Raw genomic sequence first — 20328 nt, 5'->3', positions numbered from 1 at the left:
AAGGAGTACGCCATGCACATATTCAAAGGACGCTGCTTGTGCGGAATGAGTCAGTTCAGCGTGAGCCTCAATAATTTTGACGTATACGCATGTCACTGCACCCAATGCCAGAAGTGGTCGGGCGGCATTGCCATGTATCTTGAGCCGCAGGGCGAACCGCTTCTTGAGCAAGACTCCATCGCCCCTTCTCATTTCGCGTCATCGGCGCGCGGCGAACGCTGGTTCTGTCCCGGCTGCGGCTGCCCGCTGTGGTTCAAACTGACCTCAACGTCGCGCTATTTCATTCCCTGGACGCTGCTTGAGATGGGCGAAGATGAGCGACGCCGGCTGGTGCTCGCCGCGGAAATCTACACCGAAACCCAACCCGCGTTTTTTGGCCTGACCGGGCAATACGCACGCTACAGCGGTTCGGAAATTGAAGCGTTTGATAAACACTGCCTGCTTACGCCGTAAGCGGTTCGACACCTGCCGCCCGACGAAGCCAGTTTTGCAGCAGCTTACCGTCCTCGGTCATCTCTGAATCGGCACGCGTGCAGAGGTAATAGTCGCGCCCGTCGTCAATGGGTAAGTCAAATATCTTCACCAGCTCGCCGCTCTCAAGATAAGGCGCGATCAGCGGCTCGCGCATCAGCGCGCAGCCCAGCCCGGCCTGTACGCCCGCCAGCGTCAACAGCCCGTCTTCAAACAGGGGGCCGCTGCGCCGCAGAGATCGTTTTACCCCCTGCAGCTGAAACCACTGCGGCCAGCTGGTGCGCTCCTCATCATGCAGCAGCGGCATTTGCAGCAGTTGCTCAGGCGTATCAATATGGCCATGAATGCGCAAAAACGCTCGGCTGCACACCGGCACCATCTGTCCGGAAATCAGCTTTTCGCTCTGATAGCCCGCCCACTGGCCGTTACCAAAACGAATCGACATATCCGACGCATCGCTCAGATAGTTACGATGGTTGGCATACACAACGTTGATCTCGGTCTGCGGGTTGGCACGCATGAAATCAGGCAGACGCGGGATAAACCACCCCATGCCAAAAAGCGGGATCAGGCTGATGGTGACCTGACGCGTTTGCGCCTGCTCTGCCAGATGCTCCGTTGCCTGGCGCAGCACGTTAAACGCCGCACGGATCGAGCGGTAATATTCACGTCCGTGCTGGCTCAGCACCAGCCTGCGCCCCTGACGTTCCGTCAGCGGCATTTGCAGATACCCTTCGAGGACCTTGAGCTGATGACTGACCGCCGACGGTGAGATATCCAGCTCCTGCGCGGCCAGCGTGACGCTGCCCAGCCGGGCGATGGCCTCAAAGGCCCGCACAGCCCGAAGCGGCGGATCGTTCGCCAGCCGACTATCTGCATACGCAGACAAACCCGACGATTGTTCTGTTTTATTCATATGTTGATTTCTTTAGGCTTTTTACCTTAAAACGCGATTACATTATCTTTATATAAATCATTAAGATAAAGCAATAGCGGTTTATCATAAGAAATAATATATGTGTATTTTACAATTTAATTCATTTATCGGATGGTAGCCGCAGAAAGAGCACTTTGCGGGTACAAACGTTGGATACACTCATACAACAATTGATCAACGGCGTGATGCTGGGAAGCATTTACGCGCTGATCGCGCAGGGCTATACCATGGTGTATGGCATCTTGCGCATTATTAACTTTGCTCACGGCGATATTCTGATGGTCGGTGCGCTCACTACGCTTTCCGCCATTAACGCCCTGAACGCCACCTTTCCGCACATGCCGCTGCTGTTGCAGCTTGGCGTTGCCCTGGTGATTGCCATGGCCGTTTGCGCCCTGCTGGCAATGGCCGTGGAGCGCTTTGCCTACCGCCGACTGCGCAACGCCCCGCGCCTCGCGCCGCTTATCTCGGGTATCGGCGTCTCGGTCCTGCTGCAAACCGTGGCGATGATTATCTGGACGCGCAACCCGCTGATGTTCCCGCAGATCCTGCCCATGGAGCCGATCGCCGTGACGTCAGGAAGCGAACTGCATCCTCCAGCCATTGTGACCGTCACCGGCATTGTTACCGTGGCGCTGGCGCTTGCGGTGATGACTGGGCTATGGCTGCTGGTGGAATACACCCGCCTGGGCCGCGGCATGCGCGCCGTGGCGGAAAACCCGCGCGTTGCCACGCTGATGGGGGTTAACCCCAATGCCATTATTACCCTGACGTTTGCCGTTGGCGGCGTATTTGCCGCGCTGGCAGGCGTCATGATGGCGAGCAACTACGGCAACGCCAGCTTCTCGATGGGCTTTTTGCCCGGGATCAAAGCCTTTACCGCCGCCGTGCTGGGAGGCATTGGCAACATTCGTGGCGCAATGATTGGCGGGATCCTGCTCGGCATTATCGAAGCGCTGGGCGCAGGTTACCTGGGTGAACTGACCCACGGCGTCTTCGGCAGCAACTATCAGGACGTCTTTGCCTTCATGGTCCTGATTCTGGTGCTGGTCTTCCGTCCGGCAGGCCTGCTGGGCGAGCGCGTGGCGCACAGGGCATAAGGAAAACAATGACAACGCTTCAACTACAACCCCCGGCGGTGCCGCGCAAATTCTGGTCAGGCATGGTTCTGTTCTGCCTCGCGCTGCTGGTTGCGCCCGTGGTGGCCACGCAGCTTGGCGGCAACTACTGGGTGCGCGTTATCGACTTTGCCCTGCTCTACATTATGCTGGCGCTGGGGCTCAATATTGTGGTGGGCTATACCGGCCTGCTGGATATGGGGTTTATTGCCTTTTACGCGGTCGGCGCCTATCTCGCCGCGCTGATGGCCTCGCCACACCTGCTGGAGGTGTTTCCTCTCCTCGGCGTCTGGTTCCCGGACGGGCTGCACACCTCATATCTGCTGATTATTCCGCTGGCGGCGCTCGTCGCTGCGGTCTGCGGCATTTTACTGGGGGCTCCTACGCTGAAGCTTCGCGGGGACTATCTGGCGATAGTGACCCTCGGCTTTGGCGAAATCATCCGCATCCTGATGCGCAACCTCGACCGTCCGGTGAACATCACCAACGGTGCGAAGGGCATTACCGGGGTGGATACGCTGAATCTGTTCGGCCTGAAGTTCAGCGGCGTATACCACTGGTTTGGTTTCAAAGTGCCCGCGCTGTGGCTGTGGTACTACCTGCTGATGCTGGTGATTGTGGCGATTATTTTTGTCTGCCTGCGCCTGCAGCATTCCCGTATTGGTCGCGCCTGGCACGCCATCCGTGAAGATGAGGATGTGGCCCGCGCGATGGGCATCAACGTGCGTAACTATAAGCTGCTGGCCTTTGCGATGGGTGCCTCATTTGGCGGCGTGGCGGGTGCCCTGTTCGGCGCGTTTCAGGGCTTTGTCTCCCCGGAATCCTTCACGTTACAGGAATCCATTGCCGTGCTGGCGATGGTGGTGCTGGGCGGTATGGGACACATTCCGGGCGTGATCCTCGGCGCGATACTGCTTACCGCCCTGCCGGAACTGCTGCGCAGTCAGGCAGCCCCGGTTCAGCAGGCGCTGTTCGGTACGGTACTGATTGACCCGGAAGTGCTGCGTCAGCTGTTCTACGGCCTGGCGCTGGTGCTGGTCATGCTGGTACGTCCTGCCGGGATCTGGCCGGTACGCCACAAGGAGGTGAATACATGAGTCTGTTAACCGTACGCAACATGTCAAAACGCTTCGGCGGGCTTACCGCCGTGGATGATGTTTCGATCGCCGTGAACAAGGGCGAGATCTACGGGCTGATCGGCCCCAACGGCGCGGGAAAAACCACCTGTTTTAACCTGATCACCGGCCTTTATCCGGCGGACAGCGGTGAATTTTCCATTGCCGATAAGCCCTATTTTCCAAAGCACATTGAGAAAGTCACCGCCGCCGGGATTGCGCGCACCTTTCAGAACGTGCGCCTCTTTAACGACATGTCGGTGCTGGAAAACGTGATGGTAGGCCGCCACGTGCGCACCCGTAACGGCCTGTGGGCCGCGCTGAGCCGTCACAAACGCGCTCGCGCGGAAGAGACGCAGACCCGGGAACTGGCCTGGCACTGGCTGGAGTACACCGGCATTGCGAAGTTCGCCCACTACCGCGCCTGCGATCTGGCCTATGGCCACCAGCGCCGTCTGGAGATTGCCCGCGCGCTGGCAACGGATCCGCTGCTGCTGGCGCTGGACGAACCCGCCGCCGGGATGAACGCAGCGGAAAAAGTGGCGCTCGGCGAGCTGCTTATCCGCCTTCGCGATGACGGCAAAACCCTGCTGATGATTGAACATGACGTCAAGCTGGTGATGGGCATCTGCGATCGCCTGACGGTGCTTGATTACGGCAAAACGCTCGCCAGCGGCACGCCGGAGAGCGTGCGTCGCGACCCGGCAGTGATCGCCGCCTGGCTTGGAGGCAACGCCCATGTCTGAATTACTGAAGGTGGAACGCGTGGACGTGCATTACGGCGGCATTCAGGCCGTACGCGATGTCTCTTTTACCCTGCACGAGGGAGAACAGGCTACGCTGATCGGCGCTAACGGCGCGGGGAAAAGCTCCACCGTGCGCGCCATTACCGGGCTGGAAAGCTTTAGCGGCAGTATTGAGTTCAACGGTAAAGCGGTACGTAAGCACAGGCCCGAAACCCTGCTCCGCGACGGGTTGGTCATGGTCCCGGAAGGACGAGGGATCTTCTCCCGAATGACGGTGCTGGAAAACCTGCAGATGGGCGCCTGGCTCAGGCGTGACACCGTCACCGTTAAGCAAGAGATGAATGCCATTTTCGAACGCTTCCCGCGCCTGGGAGAACGCCAGCATCAGCTCGCCGGCCTGCTTTCCGGCGGAGAGCAACAGCTGCTGGCCCTTAACCGCGCCCTGCTCAGCCGCCCGCGGCTGCTGATCCTCGACGAACCCTCGATGGGCCTTGCGCCGAAGATGGTCGAAAACATTTTTGCCGTCATTGCCGGCCTGCGCGAACGCGGCGTTGCCCTGCTGCTCATCGAACAAAACGCCCGTCTCGCGCTGGAAGTCACCGACAGCGCGTGGGTGATGGACAGCGGCAGCATTGTTCATCATGGCGAATCGAAAGCGCTGCTCAATGACGACCAGATTGCACAGATTTATTTGGGCGAAATGCCCGTTTAACAACACCAGCCAACATCAGGGAAACACAATGAAAACAGTAAAAATCAGTGCGCTCAGCGCCGCTATCCTCCTCGGCAGTTTTGCCTCGACGGCCGCGTGGGCAGCCGACGGTGAAACCGTGGTTATCGGTCTGGCAGGCCCGCTCACCGGCCCGTCCGCCCGTATCGGTAAGGATCTGGAGAACGGCGCGCAGCTGGCAATTGACGACATTAACAAACAGCACCCGACCATCGGCGGCAAAGCGGTGACCTTCAAACTGCAGTCCGAAGACGATCAGTCCGACCCGCGCACCGCCGTGGCTGTTGCGCAGCGTCTGGTGGATAGCGGCGTGGCGGGCGTGGTCGGTCACTGGAACACCGGTACCAGCATTCCTGCCGCACGCGTCTATCACGATGCGGGCATCGCACAGGTGGCACCGGTCGCGACCGGTCACGCCTATACCAAACAGGGTTTTGATACCAGCTTCCGCGTGATGGGCCACGACGACGACGGCGGTCAGCTAGCCGGTCAGTACGCGGTTAATACGCTGAAAGCCAAACGCATTGCGGTGATCGACGACCGTACCGCCTTTGGTCAGGGACTGGCGGACCAGTTTATTAAATCGCTTGAAGCGCAGGGCGTGAAGGTTGTCGATCGTCAGTACGTGGATGACAAAACGGTGGACTTTAGCGCCGTGCTGACCGCTATTCGCAGTAAAAACGCCGATCTGATCTTCTTCGGCGGCGTCGACAGCCAGGCCGCACCGCTGGCGCGTCGTATCAAACAGCTGGGCATGAACGCCACCCTGATGGGCGCAGGCGGATTTGTCAGCCAGACGTTCCTGCAGCTGGCGCAGAAAGAAGGCGAAGGCGTTGTCGCCCTCGAACCAGGCCTGCCAGTTGACCAGATGCCGGGTGGAAAAGCATTCGAACAGGACTATCAGTCCCGCTACCATACCCATATCGAACTGCACGCCCCGTTCGCCTATGACGCCACCCGCGTGCTGGTCGCGGCGATGGAAAAAGCAAACTCCGTTGAGCCGTCCGACTATCTGCCCGCCCTGCGCGCCATCAGCTACTCCGGCGTCACCGGCCAGATCGCGTTTGATAAAGAAGGTAACCTGAAATCGCCGTCCTTCACCGTTTACAAAGTTGTCGACGGCAAATGGCAGCCGCAGACCGTGCTGGGTGGCGCAAAAGCGAAGTAACGCAGCGAGGGCAATGTGATGAGTGATAATAACGAGCTGGGCATTCTCGCCCGCCGCAAAATTGAAGCAGAAATTATTAAGCCAATTTATGAAATCCTGGTGCGCGAGATAGGGAAAACCCGCGCCCAGGCGGTCATTGGCGAGGCTATCGAGCAGGCCGCGATTGACGCAGGCAAAGCGTTTGCCAGCAAAGAACCCAACGGCGCGGACGTCAAGAGCTTCATCGCCCTGCAGTATCTGTGGGAAAAAGATAACGCCCTGGACGTGAAGGTGATCGACGCCGACGACCAGCAGTACAACTACAACGTGACCCGCTGCCGCTACGCGGAGATGTATCACGAGATGGGGCTGGGCGAGATTGGTCATCTGCTCTCCTGCGCGCGCGATGAAAAATTCATCGTTGGCTATGCGCCGGACGTGAAGCTGACCCGCACGACCACCATCATGCAGGGCGGTTCGTGCTGTGATTTCCGCTACCGCAGCAGTAAGGACAAGACATGATCCGCGTTAACGCCGAACGGCTGTGGGCAACGCTTGAGATGATGGCGCAGATCGGCGGCACGCCCGCCGGTGGCGTGACCCGTCTGGCACTGAGCGAGGAAGATCGTATTGCGCGTAACCTGCTGCGCGACTGGGCGCTGGACGCGGGTTTCAGCTGCGACGTCGACAGCATGGGCAATATGTTTATCCGCCGACCGGGGAAAAACCCGCAGCTTGCCCCGGTCATGACGGGTTCACATGTGGATACCCAGCCGCTGGGCGGTAACTACGACGGGGTGTACGGCGTGCTGGCCGGGCTGGAACTGCTGCGAACCCTTAACGACCATAACGTTGAGACCGAGCGTGACGTTGTGCTGGTGAACTGGACTAACGAAGAAGGCGCGCGCTTTGCGCCAGCCATGCTCTCTTCAGGGGTCTGGACGGGACAGTTTAGCGAAGCGTACGCCCATGCCCGCGCGGATAACGATGGCACCACCGTAGGCGAAGCGCTGGAGAGCATTGGCTACCGGGGTGTAACCCCTGCCCGCGCGTTTCCCGTTCACGCCTGCTACGAACTGCACATCGAACAGGGCCCGATCCTGGAAGATGAAGCCATCGATATCGGGTTAGTCCGCGCGGCAATGGGCCAGCGCTGGTTTACCCTGACGCTGGACGGATTCGCCGCCCACGCGGGCACGACGCCGATGCACAGCCGCCGCGACGCGCTGACCGCCTTTGCCGAGCTGGCGCTGAAGGTGGAAGAGATTGGCTATCGGCATGCGCCGGACGGACGCGCGACGATCGGTATGGCGAAGGTTACGCCAAACTCGCGCAACGTCGTGCCGTCTCGCGTGGAATGCAGCGTTGAGTTTCGCCATCCGGCGCAGCAGGCGCTGGAAACCATGGAAGCGGCGCTGCATAAGGTGGCTGAAAGCCTCAGCCTGCGCGGCGTCGCGGCTGCCGTTGAACGCATTTTTGACTATGCGCCCATCGCGTTTGATGCCGAATGCCTGGCTCGTTCGGAGAAGGCCGTAGTGGCACTGGACTATACGTCGAAACCGATGGTCTCCGGTGCGGGACACGACGCCTGCTATGTCAGCAAAATTGCGCCCGCCAGCATGATCTTTATCCCCTGCGTGAAAGGCATCAGCCATAACGAAGCGGAGAGGATCCTGCCAGAGTGGTCGGAGAAAGGGGCGAATGTGTTATTGCATAGCGTCCTGTCCGCGGCCCTTGAGAGGTAGAACGGTGCGAAAGCAGAGGACCTCTGCTTTCGCCTGAGTCTACACGGCAACGCGTCGGCTGATTTCTACAACCCGATCGCTGGGAAGGTGATAGTGGTTGATGACGTGCGTGCAGTTGCGCTTCATAAAAGCAAATATGTGCCGTTGCCAGGCCGCCATGCCTGCCTCACCCTCGCCTGCCACAATGGTTTCATGCCCGACATACCAGGTGGCGTCATCCGTGGCAAAAAGCGCGTTAATCTCGCTGACGCCCTGCAACAAACGCGGGATGTCCGGGTGTTCCATAAAGCCATACTGCGCCACGCCGTGCCAGTAGCCCGGCGCGCGCTGCTCTACCCTGATACGCTGTTCTTCCCCCACGTAGGGCACATTCAGAATATCAATGGTAAGCGACAACACATCCTGCTGTAGCGCCCGGTTTCGCGCGACGTGCCAGCGCATGACCGGCGGAATATTGTTCTGCGTACGGGTCAAAAAGACGGCGGACCCCGCCACTCTGGGCACCGTCTTTTGCTGAAGCTGGGCAAAGAACGCATCCACGCTGACGCCCTTCTCGCCCACCGATGCGGATACCGCCTTAACGCCGCGGTGCCAGATCAGCATCACCGTACAAATCGCTGCGGCCATCAGCAGTGGAATATAGCCGCCCTCCAGGACCTTAATTAGATTGGCAAACAAGAAGGTGGCATCAATCACCAGGAAGCAGAGGGCAATCACCGCGCTGCTGGCCAGGCTCCAGCGCCACACTTCGCGCATTGCCACAAACAGCAGCCCCGTGGTCATCAGCATGGTTAACGACACGGCAATACCGTACGCGGCGGCAAGCTTATCGGAGGATTTAAAGAACACCACCAGCCCGATGGTCACCCCCATCAGCAGCCAGTTGATTATCCCGATATAAATCTGGCCGTAGCTTTCTGCCGCCGTCTGTTTGATGCGTAATCGGGGTAGCCAGCCAAGCTGAATGGCCTGGCGCGTCATGGAAAAAGCGCCGGTAATAATCGCCTGACTGGCGATGATCGTCGCCAGCGCGGCAAGAACGATGAGCGGAACCTGGAGCACAGGCGGACAGAGCGTGTAGAAAAGGTTTTGCTTGCTGTCGTCACCGGCCAGAATCAGCGCTGACTGGCCAGCATAGTTGAGCAGCAGCGAAGGAAAGACGATACCGTACCAGGCAAGCCAGATCGGCTTTTTACCAAAGTGCCCCATGTCTGCATACAGGGCCTCGGCACCCGTCACGCAGAGAAAAACGCCGCCCAGGACCAGGAAACTGGTGTACCCGTTCGAGAACAAAAACGCGATGCCGTACGCAGGATTGAGGGCCAGCAGTACCGAGGGGTGTTGGACGATCCCCCGCACGCCCAGCGCAGCAATCGCCAAAAACCACAGCGCCATCACCGGACCAAATATTTTCCCTATGCGGGCGGTACCAAAAGGCTGGATAAGAAACAGCGCCAGCAAAACCGCCACCGTCAGGGGTAATATGTACGGCTGGGACTCAGGAATGACCATCTCCAGCCCTTCAAGGGCAGAAAGCACGGAGATAGCCGGGGTTATCGCGCCGTCACCGTAAATCAGCGCTGCGCCAATCAGAGCGGCAAAAATGACCCAGCGCCCGCCTTTGCCTTTCTCCACCAGAAGCGACATCAGGGCCATGATGCCCCCCTCGCCATGATTATCAATTCGCATGGCGAAAGCGGCATATTTTATGGACGTTACCAGGATGAGTGTCCAGGTAATCAGGGAGAGCAGGCCCAGTATGACGCCGGGCGTAGGGTCATGCTCAGAGAGCGAAAGCACCGTGCGGAAGGTATAGAGCGGGCTGGTGCCGATATCACCAAAAACGACGCCCAGCGCGCCTCCTGCAAGCAGGGTTAACCGGGAGAGCGGTTGGGACGGTTCACTGCTGTGGCGAGGGCTCATATTTTCCAGCAAGAGTCAGATAATCCTATAAAAAACATAGCCCATCTGCCCCGCCCGCGCCAACCGCGCGCCCTGTATTACTGCGGCTTGACCTTTGCCAGGCTGAACCAGATCCCCACTGCCAACAGCAGCAGCATTCCGCCCGCGCTGCCCAGCGCCACGCTGTGCGAGGTGATAAACGCGCTTTTCGCCGCCTCAATCACCGACTCCGCCAGCGTCGGGGTCAGATCCTGCGCCACCTTCATCGCCTCACCAATGGATGACGAGGCTTTATCAACGAGCGAGGCGTTCAGCCCGTGCGGCAGGTCAATTGACGCCGAGAAGCTGCGGGTCAACAGCAGACCAAAGATGGCGATCCCCAGCCCGGCGCCCAGTTCATAGGACATGGTTTCAATTGCCCCTGCGGCGGCGGCCTTCTCTTTAGGCGCGGCCGCCATAATTGCCGAGGTCGAGGCCAGCAGCGCGCTGGCGGCACTGAAGCCGAGCAGCACCATCAGCCCCCACGCCTGCCACTGCTGCGTGCTGAAGTCGAGCATTGACAGGCCGATAAAGCTGACGGCGCTGAGCCCCATTCCGCCGGCGGCGACGATGCGTAGCCCTAATCGACCGACCAGCACACCCGCGATCGGACCACTGAACCCGCTGGCGACCATCACCGGCAGCATGAACATTCCCGCTTCAAACGGCGTAAAGCCATGAACAAACTGCAGCTCCTGAGCCATCAGCAGCTCAAATCCGACCAGGGCAATCATGGCGGTCATCGCCATCACCACGCCGCTTAAAATGATGCGATGGCAGAACAGACGCATGTCGATCATCGGTACGCGAGCGCGGAGCTGAATACGCACGAAGATAAACAGCAGCACCGAGCCGGTCACCAGCGCGGACGCGACTACCCACGGTGACAGGGCGCCTTTTAGCGCGGTTTTCGCGCTGTAGACCAGCAGCAAAATCGCCACAATCAGCATAATGGCATGGCTAATATTCAGCGGCTGCTCCGGGCGGCCCTGCTGAGGAGGCACAAAACGCGCGGCCAGCGAAACCACCACCAGCACGATCGGCACGTTAATTAAAAACACCGAGCCCCAGTAGAAATGCTCGAGCAGCATACCGCCAATCAGCGGGCCAAACGCCGCCCCACCGGACCCCACCGCGGCCCAGACGCCGAGCGCAATATTACGATCCCGCGCGTCGATAAACAGCGTGCGGATCCCAGCCAGCGTAGCCGGAATAATCATCGCCGCGCCGATTGCCAGCGAGGCGCGCGCCGCAATCAGCCACCCTGCTGACGGGGCAAACGCTGCCGCCAGCGACGACAGGCCAAACAGCGTGCTGCCAATCATGAGCAATCGTTTAAAACCAATGCGGTCACCCAGGGCGCCCATCGGCAGCACCATTCCCGCCATCACCAGCGAGTAAATATCGATGATCCACAGCAATTCATTGCCGCTGGCGCCCAACGTCATGCTCAATGTCGGCGCCGCCACGTGCAGCACCGTCGCGTCGATCGCCACCGGGATATACACCAGCACGATAATCACTAACGCTAACCACTGACGAAACATAAATTTCCTTTTCTTTTAAAACATGGACACATGTCCAGGATGCGATCCTACGTAAAGTTGAACGCATGTCCAGCTTTTTGTTACACTCGTTTCATTCCCATTGAGAGTGAGTAAATATGCGATATCTGAGCAAGGATGAACGGCGGGAAGCCATCTTACAGGCCGCTATGCGCGTGGCGCTGGCTGAAGGACTGGCTGCAATGACGGTACGCCGTATTGCCGCCGAGGCCGGAGTCGCCACCGGCCAGGTGCATCATCATTTTACGTCCGGCGGCGAACTAAAATCGCTGGCCTTCGTACGGCTAATTCGCGAGCTGCTGGATGCGGATGTCGCGGGTAAACAGGCCGGCTGGCGGGAACAGCTTCATGCCATGCTCGGCAGCGATGACGGGAGGTTTGAGCCCTATATTCGACTGTGGCGTGAGGCGCAGATCCTGGCCAGCCGCGATGCCGACATCAAAGGCGCCTATGTGATGACCATGGAGATGTGGCACCAGGAAACGGTGGCGCTAATCAAAGCGGGAACGGAGGCCGGAGAATTGAAGCCGGGCGATCGGGCGGAAAATATTGCCTGGCGCTTGATTGGTCTGGTGTGCGGTCTTGACGGAATGTATATCTTAAACATGCCCGAAATGGACGACGCGGCATTTAATAAGCATCTCGATAAGCTTATTTCCCTCGAATTATTTTAATACTCCAAACGCCTGGTGCACGTGTGGAGCGCACCGTTTGAGTAGTTCACGCGTCGGTACCAGGTGGTGAGATCGCGCCGCTGACTGTGTCGGGTGGCGGCTTCGCCTTACCCGACCCTACGTTCGAACCCTGTAGGCCCGGTAAGGCGTAGCCGCCCCCGGGCTATAAGGTCAGAACGGAGTGCTTCCGCTTATGATTGAAACAACTAATATCAGGAGCAAAACCGCAGCGATAAGACCAAAAGCCAGTAACGCCGCATGAAAAGCGATCGTGGCCCCGGAAAAAAAGAGTGCCCCACTCACGGTCCATTTGTTCTCTTTACGCAGGCCACTAATGAAAGCAAGTCCCAACGCCATGACAGATAACATTATTCCGCTAGCGATCAGTAACCGGTCAATATCTACCGGTTCCTTTTTCTTCTCAACGGTCGGCTGCTCTCCTTTTATACCAGCCATTATTCCTTTTTTTACCGCCGAAACCTTTTCAGCCACAACAACTTCAAGCGCTGTCGACTTTGAAGAAAACGGACCGAGGGTGAACTGAGCTAATGAGAGAAGCAGTGCAATAACCCCGAGCAACATTCCCACTGAACTGAATTTATTCCGAATCAAGATTTCCATATCAGTATGCCTTTGATATTGTCGGGTGGCGGCTACGCCTTACCCGACCTACGTTCGAGCCCTTGTAGGCCCGGTAAGGCGTAGTCGCCACCAGGCTATTTTCCTGCCTGCGGATGCGTATCAAACCCTGCCATCACCGCCGTCAATTCTGACAGTGTAAAGCCGTGCTTCGGATCGTCAACCCCAAGACCAAAGCGCTCCTGCATCAGCTGATACAGCGCCGCAGCGTTGGGAAGATGGAGCTGCTCTTCTACGTGACCGTTCTGCCAGTGGGTAAAGTTGAAGTTGGTTAGCGTCAGCTTGCCGCCGTCCGGCAGATGGCGACACATCAACAGATGATGACGGAAATGCGACTGCGGCCAGTGCGCCGACCAGAAATTTCCCATCACGTAATCGCTGAAATACTGCGTCGTCAGGTCAAACTGGTACATCGACTGCCAGTGCCCGTGGTGACGGAACTGCAGCACCCAGTCATTACCCTCGCTCAGCAGTCGATACAGCCCGTGCGGCGTCTCCTGTTCTTCACTGGCGAGCAGTCGAATCGGCGCCGTCAGCGTCTGGCCGCCAAAGCCGACATCGGCAATCCAGCGCTCACCGTTAAGCTCGACCAATAGCAGGCGGTGCGTGCGCGGCGGCATTTGCGGCGGATTCGCTAATACCACGCGCCCCAGCACGCTACGCACCGTAAACCCGACCTCGCGCAATACGCGTTCGAACAGGCCGTTTTGCTCAAAGCAGTACCCTCCGCGACGTGCGGCGACCAGCTTGTCGACCAGGCACCGATCGTCAAGCTGGATTTCGCGCGGCAGAACGACATCAATATTCTCAAAAGGGATCGCACAGTTATGATGTAAATGCAGCGCGCGCAGGGTGTCGATATCCACTCGTGTCGGCTGCGTCCAGCCGATGCGGGCGAAATAGGCGGTCAGGAATGGGGACATGAATCAGTTTCCTTTGATTGTGATGTTCTGTTTATAAACTAATTTTACGCACTCACTTTGATTTCCGTGCTTTTTCGTCATACTCATCGGTGTAGATGAGGAGATCCTAATGAGCCACTTTCGACCTGTTGAATTACGTCACGCCAGCCGTCTGCTGAACCACGGCCCTACTGTGCTTATCACCAGTCGGGATGAAAGCCTCGACAGACGCAACGTGATGGCCGCCGCATGGTCAATGCCCGTTGAGTTTGAGCCGCCGCGTATCGCAATAGTCGTGGATAAAAGCACCTGGTCGCGAGAGCTGATTGAACGCAGCGGGAAATTTGGCATCGTCATCCCCGGCGTGGCGGCGGCCAACTGGACATACGCGGTCGGTAGCGTCAGCGGGCGCGATGAGGACAAATTTAACTGCTACGGGATCCCGGTCGTGAACGGCCCTGAACTTGGCCTGCCGGTGATAGAAGAAAAATGTCTGGCGTGGATGGAGTGTCGGTTATTACCCGTCACCTCCGCGGCAGAAAAATACGATACGCTGTTTGGGGAAGTGGTTTCAGCGGCAGCCGATGAACGCGCGTTTGTCGCCGGACGCTGGCAGTTTGACGGGGATAAGCTAAATACGCTTCATCATCTTGGTGCAGGGACGTTTGTGGCAAGTGGGAAGATGGTGAAGGCGCTGGATTGATTTACTTAATCATATCCTACTGAATTATAGTAAATTTCTATGGCATTTTATGTTTATTACTGCGTCGTAAAACGGAGGATATTTCCTGAGTTGCTGCATTAGCACTCTCGCGTTAAGGAAATATCAATGACATGGAATAAAGATGGCGCAATCTCGTATGCCAAATCACACGCCCAACCGAAGAGCACGGGGTATTGTGCTCACTACGTCACCGAAGCGATCAGAACGGGTGGAAGATTAAAAATCCCCAATACGCGTCTGGCAAAAGACATGGGGCGTACATTGGTCAATGCTGGATTCCGCCTGGTATACGATCATCCTCATGCCGGTGACGTAGCCGTTATCCAAAATATTGTGGGTCACGATAGCGGGCACGTTTGCATCTACGATGGTCAGCAGTGGATAAGCGATTTTGTACAACGCACTCTGTATCCCGGACAGGCTTACCGAAACATACAGCCCCATTACGAACTGTTCAGGCATGACTAATGAAAACACTCTGCTTTTTTCTTTTCGCCCTGTCTTCGTTCGCTGTCGCAGATAACATTTATGCACCGGGCCAGGCGGCGCTTAAATTCAATCAATGGTATATCGCGCAGTTAGAACAGAACAAACCGCCAGTACTTAATCCAGACATCTTGAACGAATACGTAGCCTCAGGAACCCTTGCAGCAATTAAAGAGATGTACTCTGGTGACAGTAACGAAAAAGACATGCCAGATGCGGATATGTTTATCAAATCGCAGGATTGGGATGAAGACTGGAATCAGATAACCGTCTTACATTCTGATTTTGATGCCGTTTGCACAAACGTCTATATCGCGTTTGGGAAGAAACAAGATCACGTTGTAGCAGATTGTCTCGTTCAGGAAAAAGGCGTATGGAAAGTTCGCTCGGCCACGCTGATAAAGTAAAAACGTGATATGAAAGGAAACGCCCTCTGTTGCAGAGGAAAAAGCACACGGTAGCCCAGCGGCTACCGTGTGCAATTAATTAACTACTTCGCACGTCGTGAAATAATCTCATCCGCAACATTCCGCGGTGCTTCCGCAAAATGATGGAACTCCATCGTATACGTCGCGCGACCCTGGGACATCGAGCGCAATGTCGTGGCATAACCAAACATCTCTGCCAGCGGCACGTCAGCGCGAATAATCTGGCTTCCGTACTGCTCTGCCATCCCCTGCACCATGCCGCGGCGGGAGGAGAGATCGCCCATAATGTTACCGGCGTACTCTTCCGGCGTTTCCACCTCCACGTGCATGATCGGTTCGAGAATCACCGGATCCGCCCTGCGGGCGCCCTCTTTGAAGCCGAGGATCGCCGCCATGCGGAACGCCATCTCCGAGGAGTCGACGTCGTGATACGAGCCAAACGTCAGCGTCGCTTTGACATCGACGACCGGATAGCCCGCCAGCACGCCGCTGTTCATCGCTTCCCGCAGCCCTTTCTCAACGGACGGGATATACTCGCGCGGCACCACGCCGCCCTTGGTGGCATCTTCAAATTTAAAGCCACTTCCGGGCTCCAGCGGCTCCAGGCTCAGCACCACATGGCCGTACTGCCCTTTACCGCCGGACTGACGGACAAATTTGCCTTCGATATCCTTCACCGTTTTACGCAGGGTTTCACGGTAGGTTACCTGTGGGCGGCCAATGTTCGCCTCGACGCCAAACTCGCGCTTCATGCGGTCGACGATGATCTCAAGATGTAGTTCACCCATCCCGGAGATAATGGTCTGGCCGGACTCTTCGTCAGTATGCAGGCGGAAAGACGGGTCTTCCGCCGCAAGACGCTGTAGCGCGATCCCCATTTTCTCCTGATCGCCTTTAGTTTTCGGCTCGATCGCCAGCGAGATAACCGGGTCCGGGAACTCCATACGTTCAAGCGTGATGACGGCGTTCGGATCGGTGAGCGTGTCGCCGGTGGTCACATCTTTCAGCCCAACGCAGGCCGCGATATCCCCGGCGCGCAGTTCGTCCACCTCGTGGCGATCGTTGGCATGCATCAGCACGATTCGTCCGATACGCTCTTTCTTCCCTTTCACCGGGTTGTACACCGCGTCGCCTTTGCGCAGCACACCAGAGTACACGCGGATAAAGGTCAGTTGCCCGACGTACGGGTCGCTCATCAGCTTGAACGCCAGGGCTGAGAACGGCTCATCATCGCTCGGATGACGCTCCGCGTGCTGCCCTTTTTCATCCACGCCATCAATGGCCGGCACGTCCAGCGGCGACGGCATGAGCTCAATAACCGCATCGAGCATGCGCTGCACGCCTTTATTTTTGAACGCGCTGCCGCACAGCATCGGCTGAATTTCACCCGAGATGGTGCGAATACGCAGCCCTTTGATAATTTCCGCTTCTGTCAGGTCGCCGGTTTCCAGGTATTTGTCCATCAGTTCATCGCTGGCTTCCGCCGCCGCAGAGACCATTTTTTCCCGCCATTCCTGGGCGGTACTGGCCAAATCGTCCGGCACGGGAGCATAGGAAAACACCATGCCCTGCGTCGCGTCGTCCCACAGAATGGTGCGCATCTTGATGAGGTCCACCACGCCGGTGAAATGATCTTCGGCACCCACCGGAATGACAATCGGCACCGGATTGGCCTTCAGGCGCTCCTGCATCATCCGTACGACGCGGAAGAAATCGGCACCCGGGCGGTCCATTTTGTTGACGAAGGCCAGTCGCGGAACGTGATATTTATTGGCCTGACGCCAGACGGTTTCCGACTGCGGCTGCACGCCGCCCACGGAGTCATACACCATCACGGCGCCGTCGAGCACGCGCATGGAACGTTCCACCTCAATGGTGAAATCCACGTGCCCCGGGGTGTCGATGATGTTAATCCGGTGTGGCTCATAGCCTCTGTCCATACCAGGCCAGAAGCAGCTAACGGCCGCAGAGGTGATCGTGATCCCGCGCTCTTGCTCCTGCGCCATCCAGTCAGTGGTTGCCGCGCCATCGTGTACTTCACCCAGCTTGTGGCTCATCCCGGTATAAAACAGGATGCGCTCAGTGGTGGTGGTTTTACCGGCATCGATATGCGCGGAGATACCGATGTTGCGATAACGTTCGAGAGGGATGGGTCGGGGCATGATATTTCCTTAAGTCTTATGACTTGTCTGTGACGACCAGGATGGTCGTGCATTCGTTCGTTTGCTATAATAGTCCTATTGTACGAGTATTATCGAACTATTTTTTAACGGTTGACCTATTGTTGATATAGCTCAATCTGACGCCAAACGCAGGAAAACGATGATCCCAAACCACCCTGAAACTGAACAAATACTGCTGGAAAATGTGCTGTTTGCCCTCGGCAACCCGCTCCGGCTTGCGATAATTCGCCGGCTGGCCGATGGCAGCGAACTCAGCTGTAACGCGTTGCGCCCGGAAGATGTGGTGAAGTCCACGATGACCCATCACTGGCGCGTACTGCGCGACAGCGGCGTGATCTGGCAGCGCCCGCAGGGGCGGGAAAACATGATTTCGTTGCGAAGAGAGGATCTGGATGCCCGCTTTCCGGGGCTGATGGCGATACTGCTGCAGGTTAGATAATTTCAGTCCCTTCCAGGCGATAGACCGGGATCCGCCGGGTTGTTTTGGTGAGCGTATCAAACACCTCGGCGTCGGACGTCGCGATCCTCATCCCTGACTTGCGTAATCTCTGTACATCCGCCGCGATGCGCTGAATGCCGAACCAGAAAAGCCCGTCGAGTGCCGTTACCGCTAACCCATTTTCCAGCGCCAGCTTAAGTCGTTCGCGGGGGGCTTTAACCTGCTGAGCAATTTGCCTGTAAGGTAATTCATTACACCCCGTCGCATCGCTGCGCTGGATACGCGTTTTCAGCTGATAGGTAAATTCGTCAGGGATTCCGTCGAGATCCCTTTTCAGGCTATAGACGCAGCCAAAGCGCTTGCCGTTAAACAGAACATTTTTCTGACTGAGCTGAAGCTCTTTTCTGACAACGTCTATCAGCTGGGGCGCACGGGTAAGAAGCAGCCTGAAGGGCAGCTCGAAGCTGGTGACGTAATCCACATTAAGCAACGCGAGGCGCAGCCGCTCCTCTGCACCGGACTGTTGCTCACGACACTCCTCCATCACCTCTGCCCACTGGCGCGTCAGGCGCTCCGGCTCGGCGGCTTCGGTAAGGAGATATTTTTCAATCTGATAATCAACTCTTCCGGTCATCGTGTGGTATCCCGTCACTGTGGATGCGGTAATTCTATACAGCGCGGTGAGTTTTATAAAGGACTGAACCGCAGCGGCACCCTGAAAATGTCGTTGCGATTCAGCATCCTGACGTATCGGATCAGTGCGCCATAATCCAGCCCATCAGCAGCGTGGCGAAAATCACCGTCGACGCGCCGCCGATGCGGGTGGCGATCTGCGCGAACGGCATGAGCGACATCCGGTTAGACGCAGACAAAATGGCCACGTCCCCCGTTCCGCCCAGCCCGCTGTGGCAGCAGGTCACAATGGCCGCTTCCACAGGATACATATTCAGACGCGACGCGATTAAATAGCCGCTCAGCGCCATCGCAATCACAACCGAACCGCATACCACCACGTATCCCACCGAGAAGACCGACACCACGCTCTCAAGCGGCACGTATAACATACCGAGGCCGATCATCAGCGGCCAGACCAGCGCAGCCGAGACGAATTTATAGCAACTGTGCGCGCCCTGCTCCATTGAGGCCGGGATCACCCTGAAGTATTTACACAGAACGGCAATCAGGATCATCAGCACCGGGCCGGGAATGTGTACCAGTTTTTCAAACAATCCGCCGACGATGAAAAACGCGCACACCATCAGCAATCCGCCCCCCATAAGATGAAAATCCGTCTGCTGCGTGCTTTGCGCCCCGGCAAAGAGGCTGGCGTCGTCTTTACTCCGCGTAAGCATGCCATTTCCCGAAAGCGCAGGACGTTTCGCGCCGAGACGCGCCAGCGAGCCCGCACAAATAATGGCGAAGATATTCCCGACGACCGCAGCGGGTGCCAGCTGCGCAACGTAGACGTCCGGCGTCTGCCCCAGTATTGCCGAATAGGCCAGGGACAGCGGCAAAATCCCCTCGCCAATCCCGCCGCCGATGATGGGCACAATGATGAAGAAGAAGGTGTGGTAAGGCGTATAGCCAAACAGTGAGCCCACAATGAGGCCGCTCAGCACGGCCATGCATGTCCCCGCCACCAGCGGAACAAACATGCGCATCATCCCCTGGATCAGCAGCACCCGGTTCATCCCCAGAATGCTGCCGACCACCAGGCAGGCGATGACGAAATAGAGCAGATTCGCCTCTTTCATCAGCAGATGCACGGTATCAAGGGTATGTTTCCCGAATACGCCAAAATAGACCAGCACGGAGGGGACCATCAGGCACAGGATCGCCGGACCGCCGATATCTTTCAGCACCGGGATTTGACGCCCCACTTTGGCAAACGCGAAACCGAGGGTCATGATAACCGCGAGTCCACCAATCATATTTTTCGGCAGCAGCCCTGCCCAGGCGGACGTCGCCACAATGGCGGCAATCCCGACGAACAGCATCAACGGGACCGTGCCCACCTCGCTATTGTTGAGCCCAAAGGCAAAACGCGAGGTCGACAGCTCAGAAGTCGGTACAGGATTATCTTTCATATAATCACCTGAAATTGTGTTCGGATAAACAGAGAAAGGAATAACTGAAACTATTCCTGATACGAATAAATGTTCTTAAATATAAATAAAGATTTAGATGGCCTTTTCTAAAAACAGGCTCAATGTGAAATTATCACGGGTGTACCGGGAGAAATGTGAACGATTCGGCTCTTTGCCTTTAAATAACTTAATTCAGCGTTAAGTAACTAAAGTTAGTTATAACAGCTATTGTTGCTTTCTTGCGTCTTATC

At 57.2% G+C, this 20328-nt stretch carries 21 protein-coding genes; 12 read left to right on the top strand and 9 right to left on the bottom strand.

The annotated features are described in order from the left end of the window. Positions 1–12 precede the first annotated feature (12 nt). A complete protein-coding gene (locus P346_RS20240; protein WP_032656908.1) occupies positions 13–453 on the top strand; it encodes a GFA family protein in 441 nt (146 codons plus the stop codon). Here P346_RS20240 and P346_RS20245 read toward each other — a convergent pair. After that, the gene (locus tag P346_RS20245) at positions 443–1387 is read right to left on the bottom strand and encodes a LysR substrate-binding domain-containing protein (protein WP_029741105.1); all 945 of its coding nucleotides are present in this window, start codon (positions 1385–1387) and stop codon (positions 443–445) included. The genes P346_RS20240 and P346_RS20245 overlap by 11 nt on opposite strands. A 170-nt stretch (positions 1388–1557) precedes the next feature. Between P346_RS20245 and P346_RS20250 the strand changes: the two genes are divergently transcribed. From P346_RS20250 to P346_RS20280, 7 genes are read left to right on the top strand one after another with little or no spacing between them, the layout of a single operon-like run. After that, complete coding sequence (locus P346_RS20250) at positions 1558–2508, top strand: branched-chain amino acid ABC transporter permease (protein WP_032656906.1); 951 nt, start codon at positions 1558–1560, stop codon at positions 2506–2508. Positions 2509–2516: 8 nt separating this feature from the next. Beyond that, positions 2517–3623, top strand: coding sequence for a branched-chain amino acid ABC transporter permease (locus tag P346_RS20255; protein WP_032656904.1), 1107 nt, complete (start codon positions 2517–2519; stop codon positions 3621–3623). Further along, complete coding sequence (locus P346_RS20260) at positions 3620–4387, top strand: ABC transporter ATP-binding protein (RefSeq protein ID WP_032656902.1); 768 nt, start codon at positions 3620–3622, stop codon at positions 4385–4387. Before P346_RS20255 ends, P346_RS20260 begins: the two co-directional genes overlap by 4 nt. After that, entirely contained in the window at positions 4380–5099 is a 720-nt protein-coding gene (locus P346_RS20265) for an ABC transporter ATP-binding protein (protein WP_032656901.1), read from the top strand. The genes P346_RS20260 and P346_RS20265 overlap by 8 nt, the downstream gene beginning before the upstream one ends. A gap of 28 nt (positions 5100–5127) precedes the next feature. Further along, positions 5128–6285: a branched-chain amino acid ABC transporter substrate-binding protein gene (locus P346_RS20270; protein WP_032656899.1), complete on the top strand. Its 1158-nt coding sequence runs from the start codon at positions 5128–5130 to the stop codon at positions 6283–6285. 18 nt (positions 6286–6303) lie between these two features. Further along, positions 6304–6786 (top strand): L-2-amino-thiazoline-4-carboxylic acid hydrolase, encoded by a 483-nt coding sequence (locus tag P346_RS20275; RefSeq protein WP_032656897.1) that lies wholly within the window; start codon positions 6304–6306, stop codon positions 6784–6786. Next, positions 6783–8009 (top strand): Zn-dependent hydrolase, encoded by a 1227-nt coding sequence (locus P346_RS20280; protein ID WP_032656895.1) that lies wholly within the window; start codon positions 6783–6785, stop codon positions 8007–8009. The genes P346_RS20275 and P346_RS20280 overlap by 4 nt, the downstream gene beginning before the upstream one ends. A gap of 39 nt (positions 8010–8048) precedes the next feature. On the opposite strand, the gene P346_RS20285 is transcribed toward P346_RS20280, so the two are convergent. Both P346_RS20285 and P346_RS20290 read right to left on the bottom strand, forming a co-directional pair. Further along, the gene (locus P346_RS20285; RefSeq protein WP_032656893.1) at positions 8049–9932 is read right to left on the bottom strand and encodes a potassium transporter Kup; all 1884 of its coding nucleotides are present in this window, start codon (positions 9930–9932) and stop codon (positions 8049–8051) included. Between the two features lie 77 nt (positions 9933–10009). Then, complete coding sequence (locus P346_RS20290; RefSeq protein ID WP_032656891.1) at positions 10010–11497, bottom strand: MFS transporter; 1488 nt, start codon at positions 11495–11497, stop codon at positions 10010–10012. Between the two features lie 116 nt (positions 11498–11613). Here P346_RS20290 and P346_RS20295 point away from each other — a divergent pair, with 116 nt between their 5' ends. Further along, entirely contained in the window at positions 11614–12189 is a 576-nt protein-coding gene (locus tag P346_RS20295; protein ID WP_032656889.1) for a TetR family transcriptional regulator, read from the top strand. 171 nt (positions 12190–12360) lie between these two features. Here the strand turns inward: P346_RS20295 and P346_RS20300 are convergent, their stop codons facing one another. Next, positions 12361–12810, bottom strand: a complete 450-nt coding sequence (locus tag P346_RS20300; protein WP_032656887.1) for a hypothetical protein — start codon at positions 12808–12810, stop codon at positions 12361–12363. Between the two features lie 95 nt (positions 12811–12905). After that, positions 12906–13751, bottom strand: coding sequence for an N-hydroxyarylamine O-acetyltransferase (gene nhoA / locus P346_RS20305; RefSeq protein ID WP_032656885.1), 846 nt, complete (start codon positions 13749–13751; stop codon positions 12906–12908). A 109-nt stretch (positions 13752–13860) separates the two neighbouring features. On the opposite strand from nhoA, the gene P346_RS20310 reads away from it, so the two are divergent. Beyond that, entirely contained in the window at positions 13861–14433 is a 573-nt protein-coding gene (locus tag P346_RS20310; RefSeq protein ID WP_032656883.1) for a flavin reductase family protein, read from the top strand. Between the two features lie 237 nt (positions 14434–14670). Here the strand turns inward: P346_RS20310 and P346_RS23670 are convergent, their stop codons facing one another. Next, positions 14671–14931 (bottom strand): hypothetical protein, encoded by a 261-nt coding sequence (locus P346_RS23670; protein ID WP_193743804.1) that lies wholly within the window; start codon positions 14929–14931, stop codon positions 14671–14673. Between P346_RS23670 and P346_RS20315 the strand changes: the two genes are divergently transcribed. Next, a complete protein-coding gene (locus P346_RS20315; protein WP_032656880.1) occupies positions 14922–15347 on the top strand; it encodes a DUF3828 domain-containing protein in 426 nt (141 codons plus the stop codon). The two genes, P346_RS23670 and P346_RS20315, sit on opposite strands and share 10 nt — an antisense overlap. An 83-nt stretch (positions 15348–15430) precedes the next feature. Here the strand turns inward: P346_RS20315 and fusA are convergent, their stop codons facing one another. Beyond that, on the bottom strand, positions 15431–17530 hold the full coding sequence (gene fusA / locus P346_RS20320; protein WP_032656878.1) for an elongation factor G: 2100 nt from the start codon (positions 17528–17530) through the stop codon (positions 15431–15433). Positions 17531–17690: 160 nt separating this feature from the next. On the opposite strand from fusA, the gene P346_RS20325 reads away from it, so the two are divergent. Beyond that, positions 17691–17990: an ArsR/SmtB family transcription factor gene (locus P346_RS20325; RefSeq protein WP_032656876.1), complete on the top strand. Its 300-nt coding sequence runs from the start codon at positions 17691–17693 to the stop codon at positions 17988–17990. Here P346_RS20325 and P346_RS20330 read toward each other — a convergent pair. Together P346_RS20330 and P346_RS20335 are read right to left on the bottom strand one after the other, a co-directional pair. Next, positions 17983–18624, bottom strand: coding sequence for a helix-turn-helix domain-containing protein (locus tag P346_RS20330; protein WP_032656874.1), 642 nt, complete (start codon positions 18622–18624; stop codon positions 17983–17985). The two genes, P346_RS20325 and P346_RS20330, sit on opposite strands and share 8 nt — an antisense overlap. 121 nt (positions 18625–18745) lie before the next feature. Next, on the bottom strand, positions 18746–20077 hold the full coding sequence (locus P346_RS20335) for a 2-hydroxycarboxylate transporter family protein (RefSeq protein WP_032656873.1): 1332 nt from the start codon (positions 20075–20077) through the stop codon (positions 18746–18748). Positions 20078–20328: the final 251 nt, after the last annotated feature.

It is taken from the genome of Enterobacter sp. DC1 (genome assembly GCF_000568075.1).
GTDB classification, from domain to species: Bacteria; Pseudomonadota; Gammaproteobacteria; order Enterobacterales; family Enterobacteriaceae; genus Enterobacter; species Enterobacter asburiae.
The sequence above is the reverse complement of the archived record's forward strand: the minus strand, read 5'-3'. Positions and strand labels throughout refer to the sequence as shown.

What these genes read in the sequence shown, in the direction of transcription:
- P346_RS20270 (WP_032656899.1), top strand. Translation starts at nt 5,128, where the DNA reads ATGAAAACAGTAAAAATCAGTGCGCTCAGCGCCGCTATCCTCCTCGGC.
- P346_RS20300 (WP_032656887.1), bottom strand. Translation starts at nt 12,810, where the DNA reads ATGGAAATCTTGATTCGGAATAAATTCAGTTCAGTGGGAATGTTGCTC.
- P346_RS20240 (WP_032656908.1), top strand. Translation starts at nt 13, where the DNA reads ATGCACATATTCAAAGGACGCTGCTTGTGCGGAATGAGTCAGTTCAGC.
- P346_RS20280 (WP_032656895.1), top strand. Translation starts at nt 6,783, where the DNA reads ATGATCCGCGTTAACGCCGAACGGCTGTGGGCAACGCTTGAGATGATG.
- P346_RS20245 (WP_029741105.1), bottom strand. Translation starts at nt 1,387, where the DNA reads ATGAATAAAACAGAACAATCGTCGGGTTTGTCTGCGTATGCAGATAGT.
- P346_RS20330 (WP_032656874.1), bottom strand. Translation starts at nt 18,624, where the DNA reads ATGACCGGAAGAGTTGATTATCAGATTGAAAAATATCTCCTTACCGAA.
- P346_RS20255 (WP_032656904.1), top strand. Translation starts at nt 2,517, where the DNA reads ATGACAACGCTTCAACTACAACCCCCGGCGGTGCCGCGCAAATTCTGG.
- P346_RS20260 (WP_032656902.1), top strand. Translation starts at nt 3,620, where the DNA reads ATGAGTCTGTTAACCGTACGCAACATGTCAAAACGCTTCGGCGGGCTT.
- P346_RS20335 (WP_032656873.1), bottom strand. Translation starts at nt 20,077, where the DNA reads ATGAAAGATAATCCTGTACCGACTTCTGAGCTGTCGACCTCGCGTTTT.
- P346_RS20265 (WP_032656901.1), top strand. Translation starts at nt 4,380, where the DNA reads ATGTCTGAATTACTGAAGGTGGAACGCGTGGACGTGCATTACGGCGGC.
- P346_RS20325 (WP_032656876.1), top strand. Translation starts at nt 17,691, where the DNA reads ATGATCCCAAACCACCCTGAAACTGAACAAATACTGCTGGAAAATGTG.
- P346_RS20275 (WP_032656897.1), top strand. Translation starts at nt 6,304, where the DNA reads ATGAGTGATAATAACGAGCTGGGCATTCTCGCCCGCCGCAAAATTGAA.
- P346_RS20285 (WP_032656893.1), bottom strand. Translation starts at nt 9,932, where the DNA reads ATGAGCCCTCGCCACAGCAGTGAACCGTCCCAACCGCTCTCCCGGTTA.
- P346_RS20290 (WP_032656891.1), bottom strand. Translation starts at nt 11,497, where the DNA reads ATGTTTCGTCAGTGGTTAGCGTTAGTGATTATCGTGCTGGTGTATATC.
- P346_RS20310 (WP_032656883.1), top strand. Translation starts at nt 13,861, where the DNA reads ATGAGCCACTTTCGACCTGTTGAATTACGTCACGCCAGCCGTCTGCTG.
- nhoA (WP_032656885.1), bottom strand. Translation starts at nt 13,751, where the DNA reads ATGTCCCCATTCCTGACCGCCTATTTCGCCCGCATCGGCTGGACGCAG.
- P346_RS20315 (WP_032656880.1), top strand. Translation starts at nt 14,922, where the DNA reads ATGAAAACACTCTGCTTTTTTCTTTTCGCCCTGTCTTCGTTCGCTGTC.
- P346_RS20295 (WP_032656889.1), top strand. Translation starts at nt 11,614, where the DNA reads ATGCGATATCTGAGCAAGGATGAACGGCGGGAAGCCATCTTACAGGCC.
- fusA (WP_032656878.1), bottom strand. Translation starts at nt 17,530, where the DNA reads ATGCCCCGACCCATCCCTCTCGAACGTTATCGCAACATCGGTATCTCC.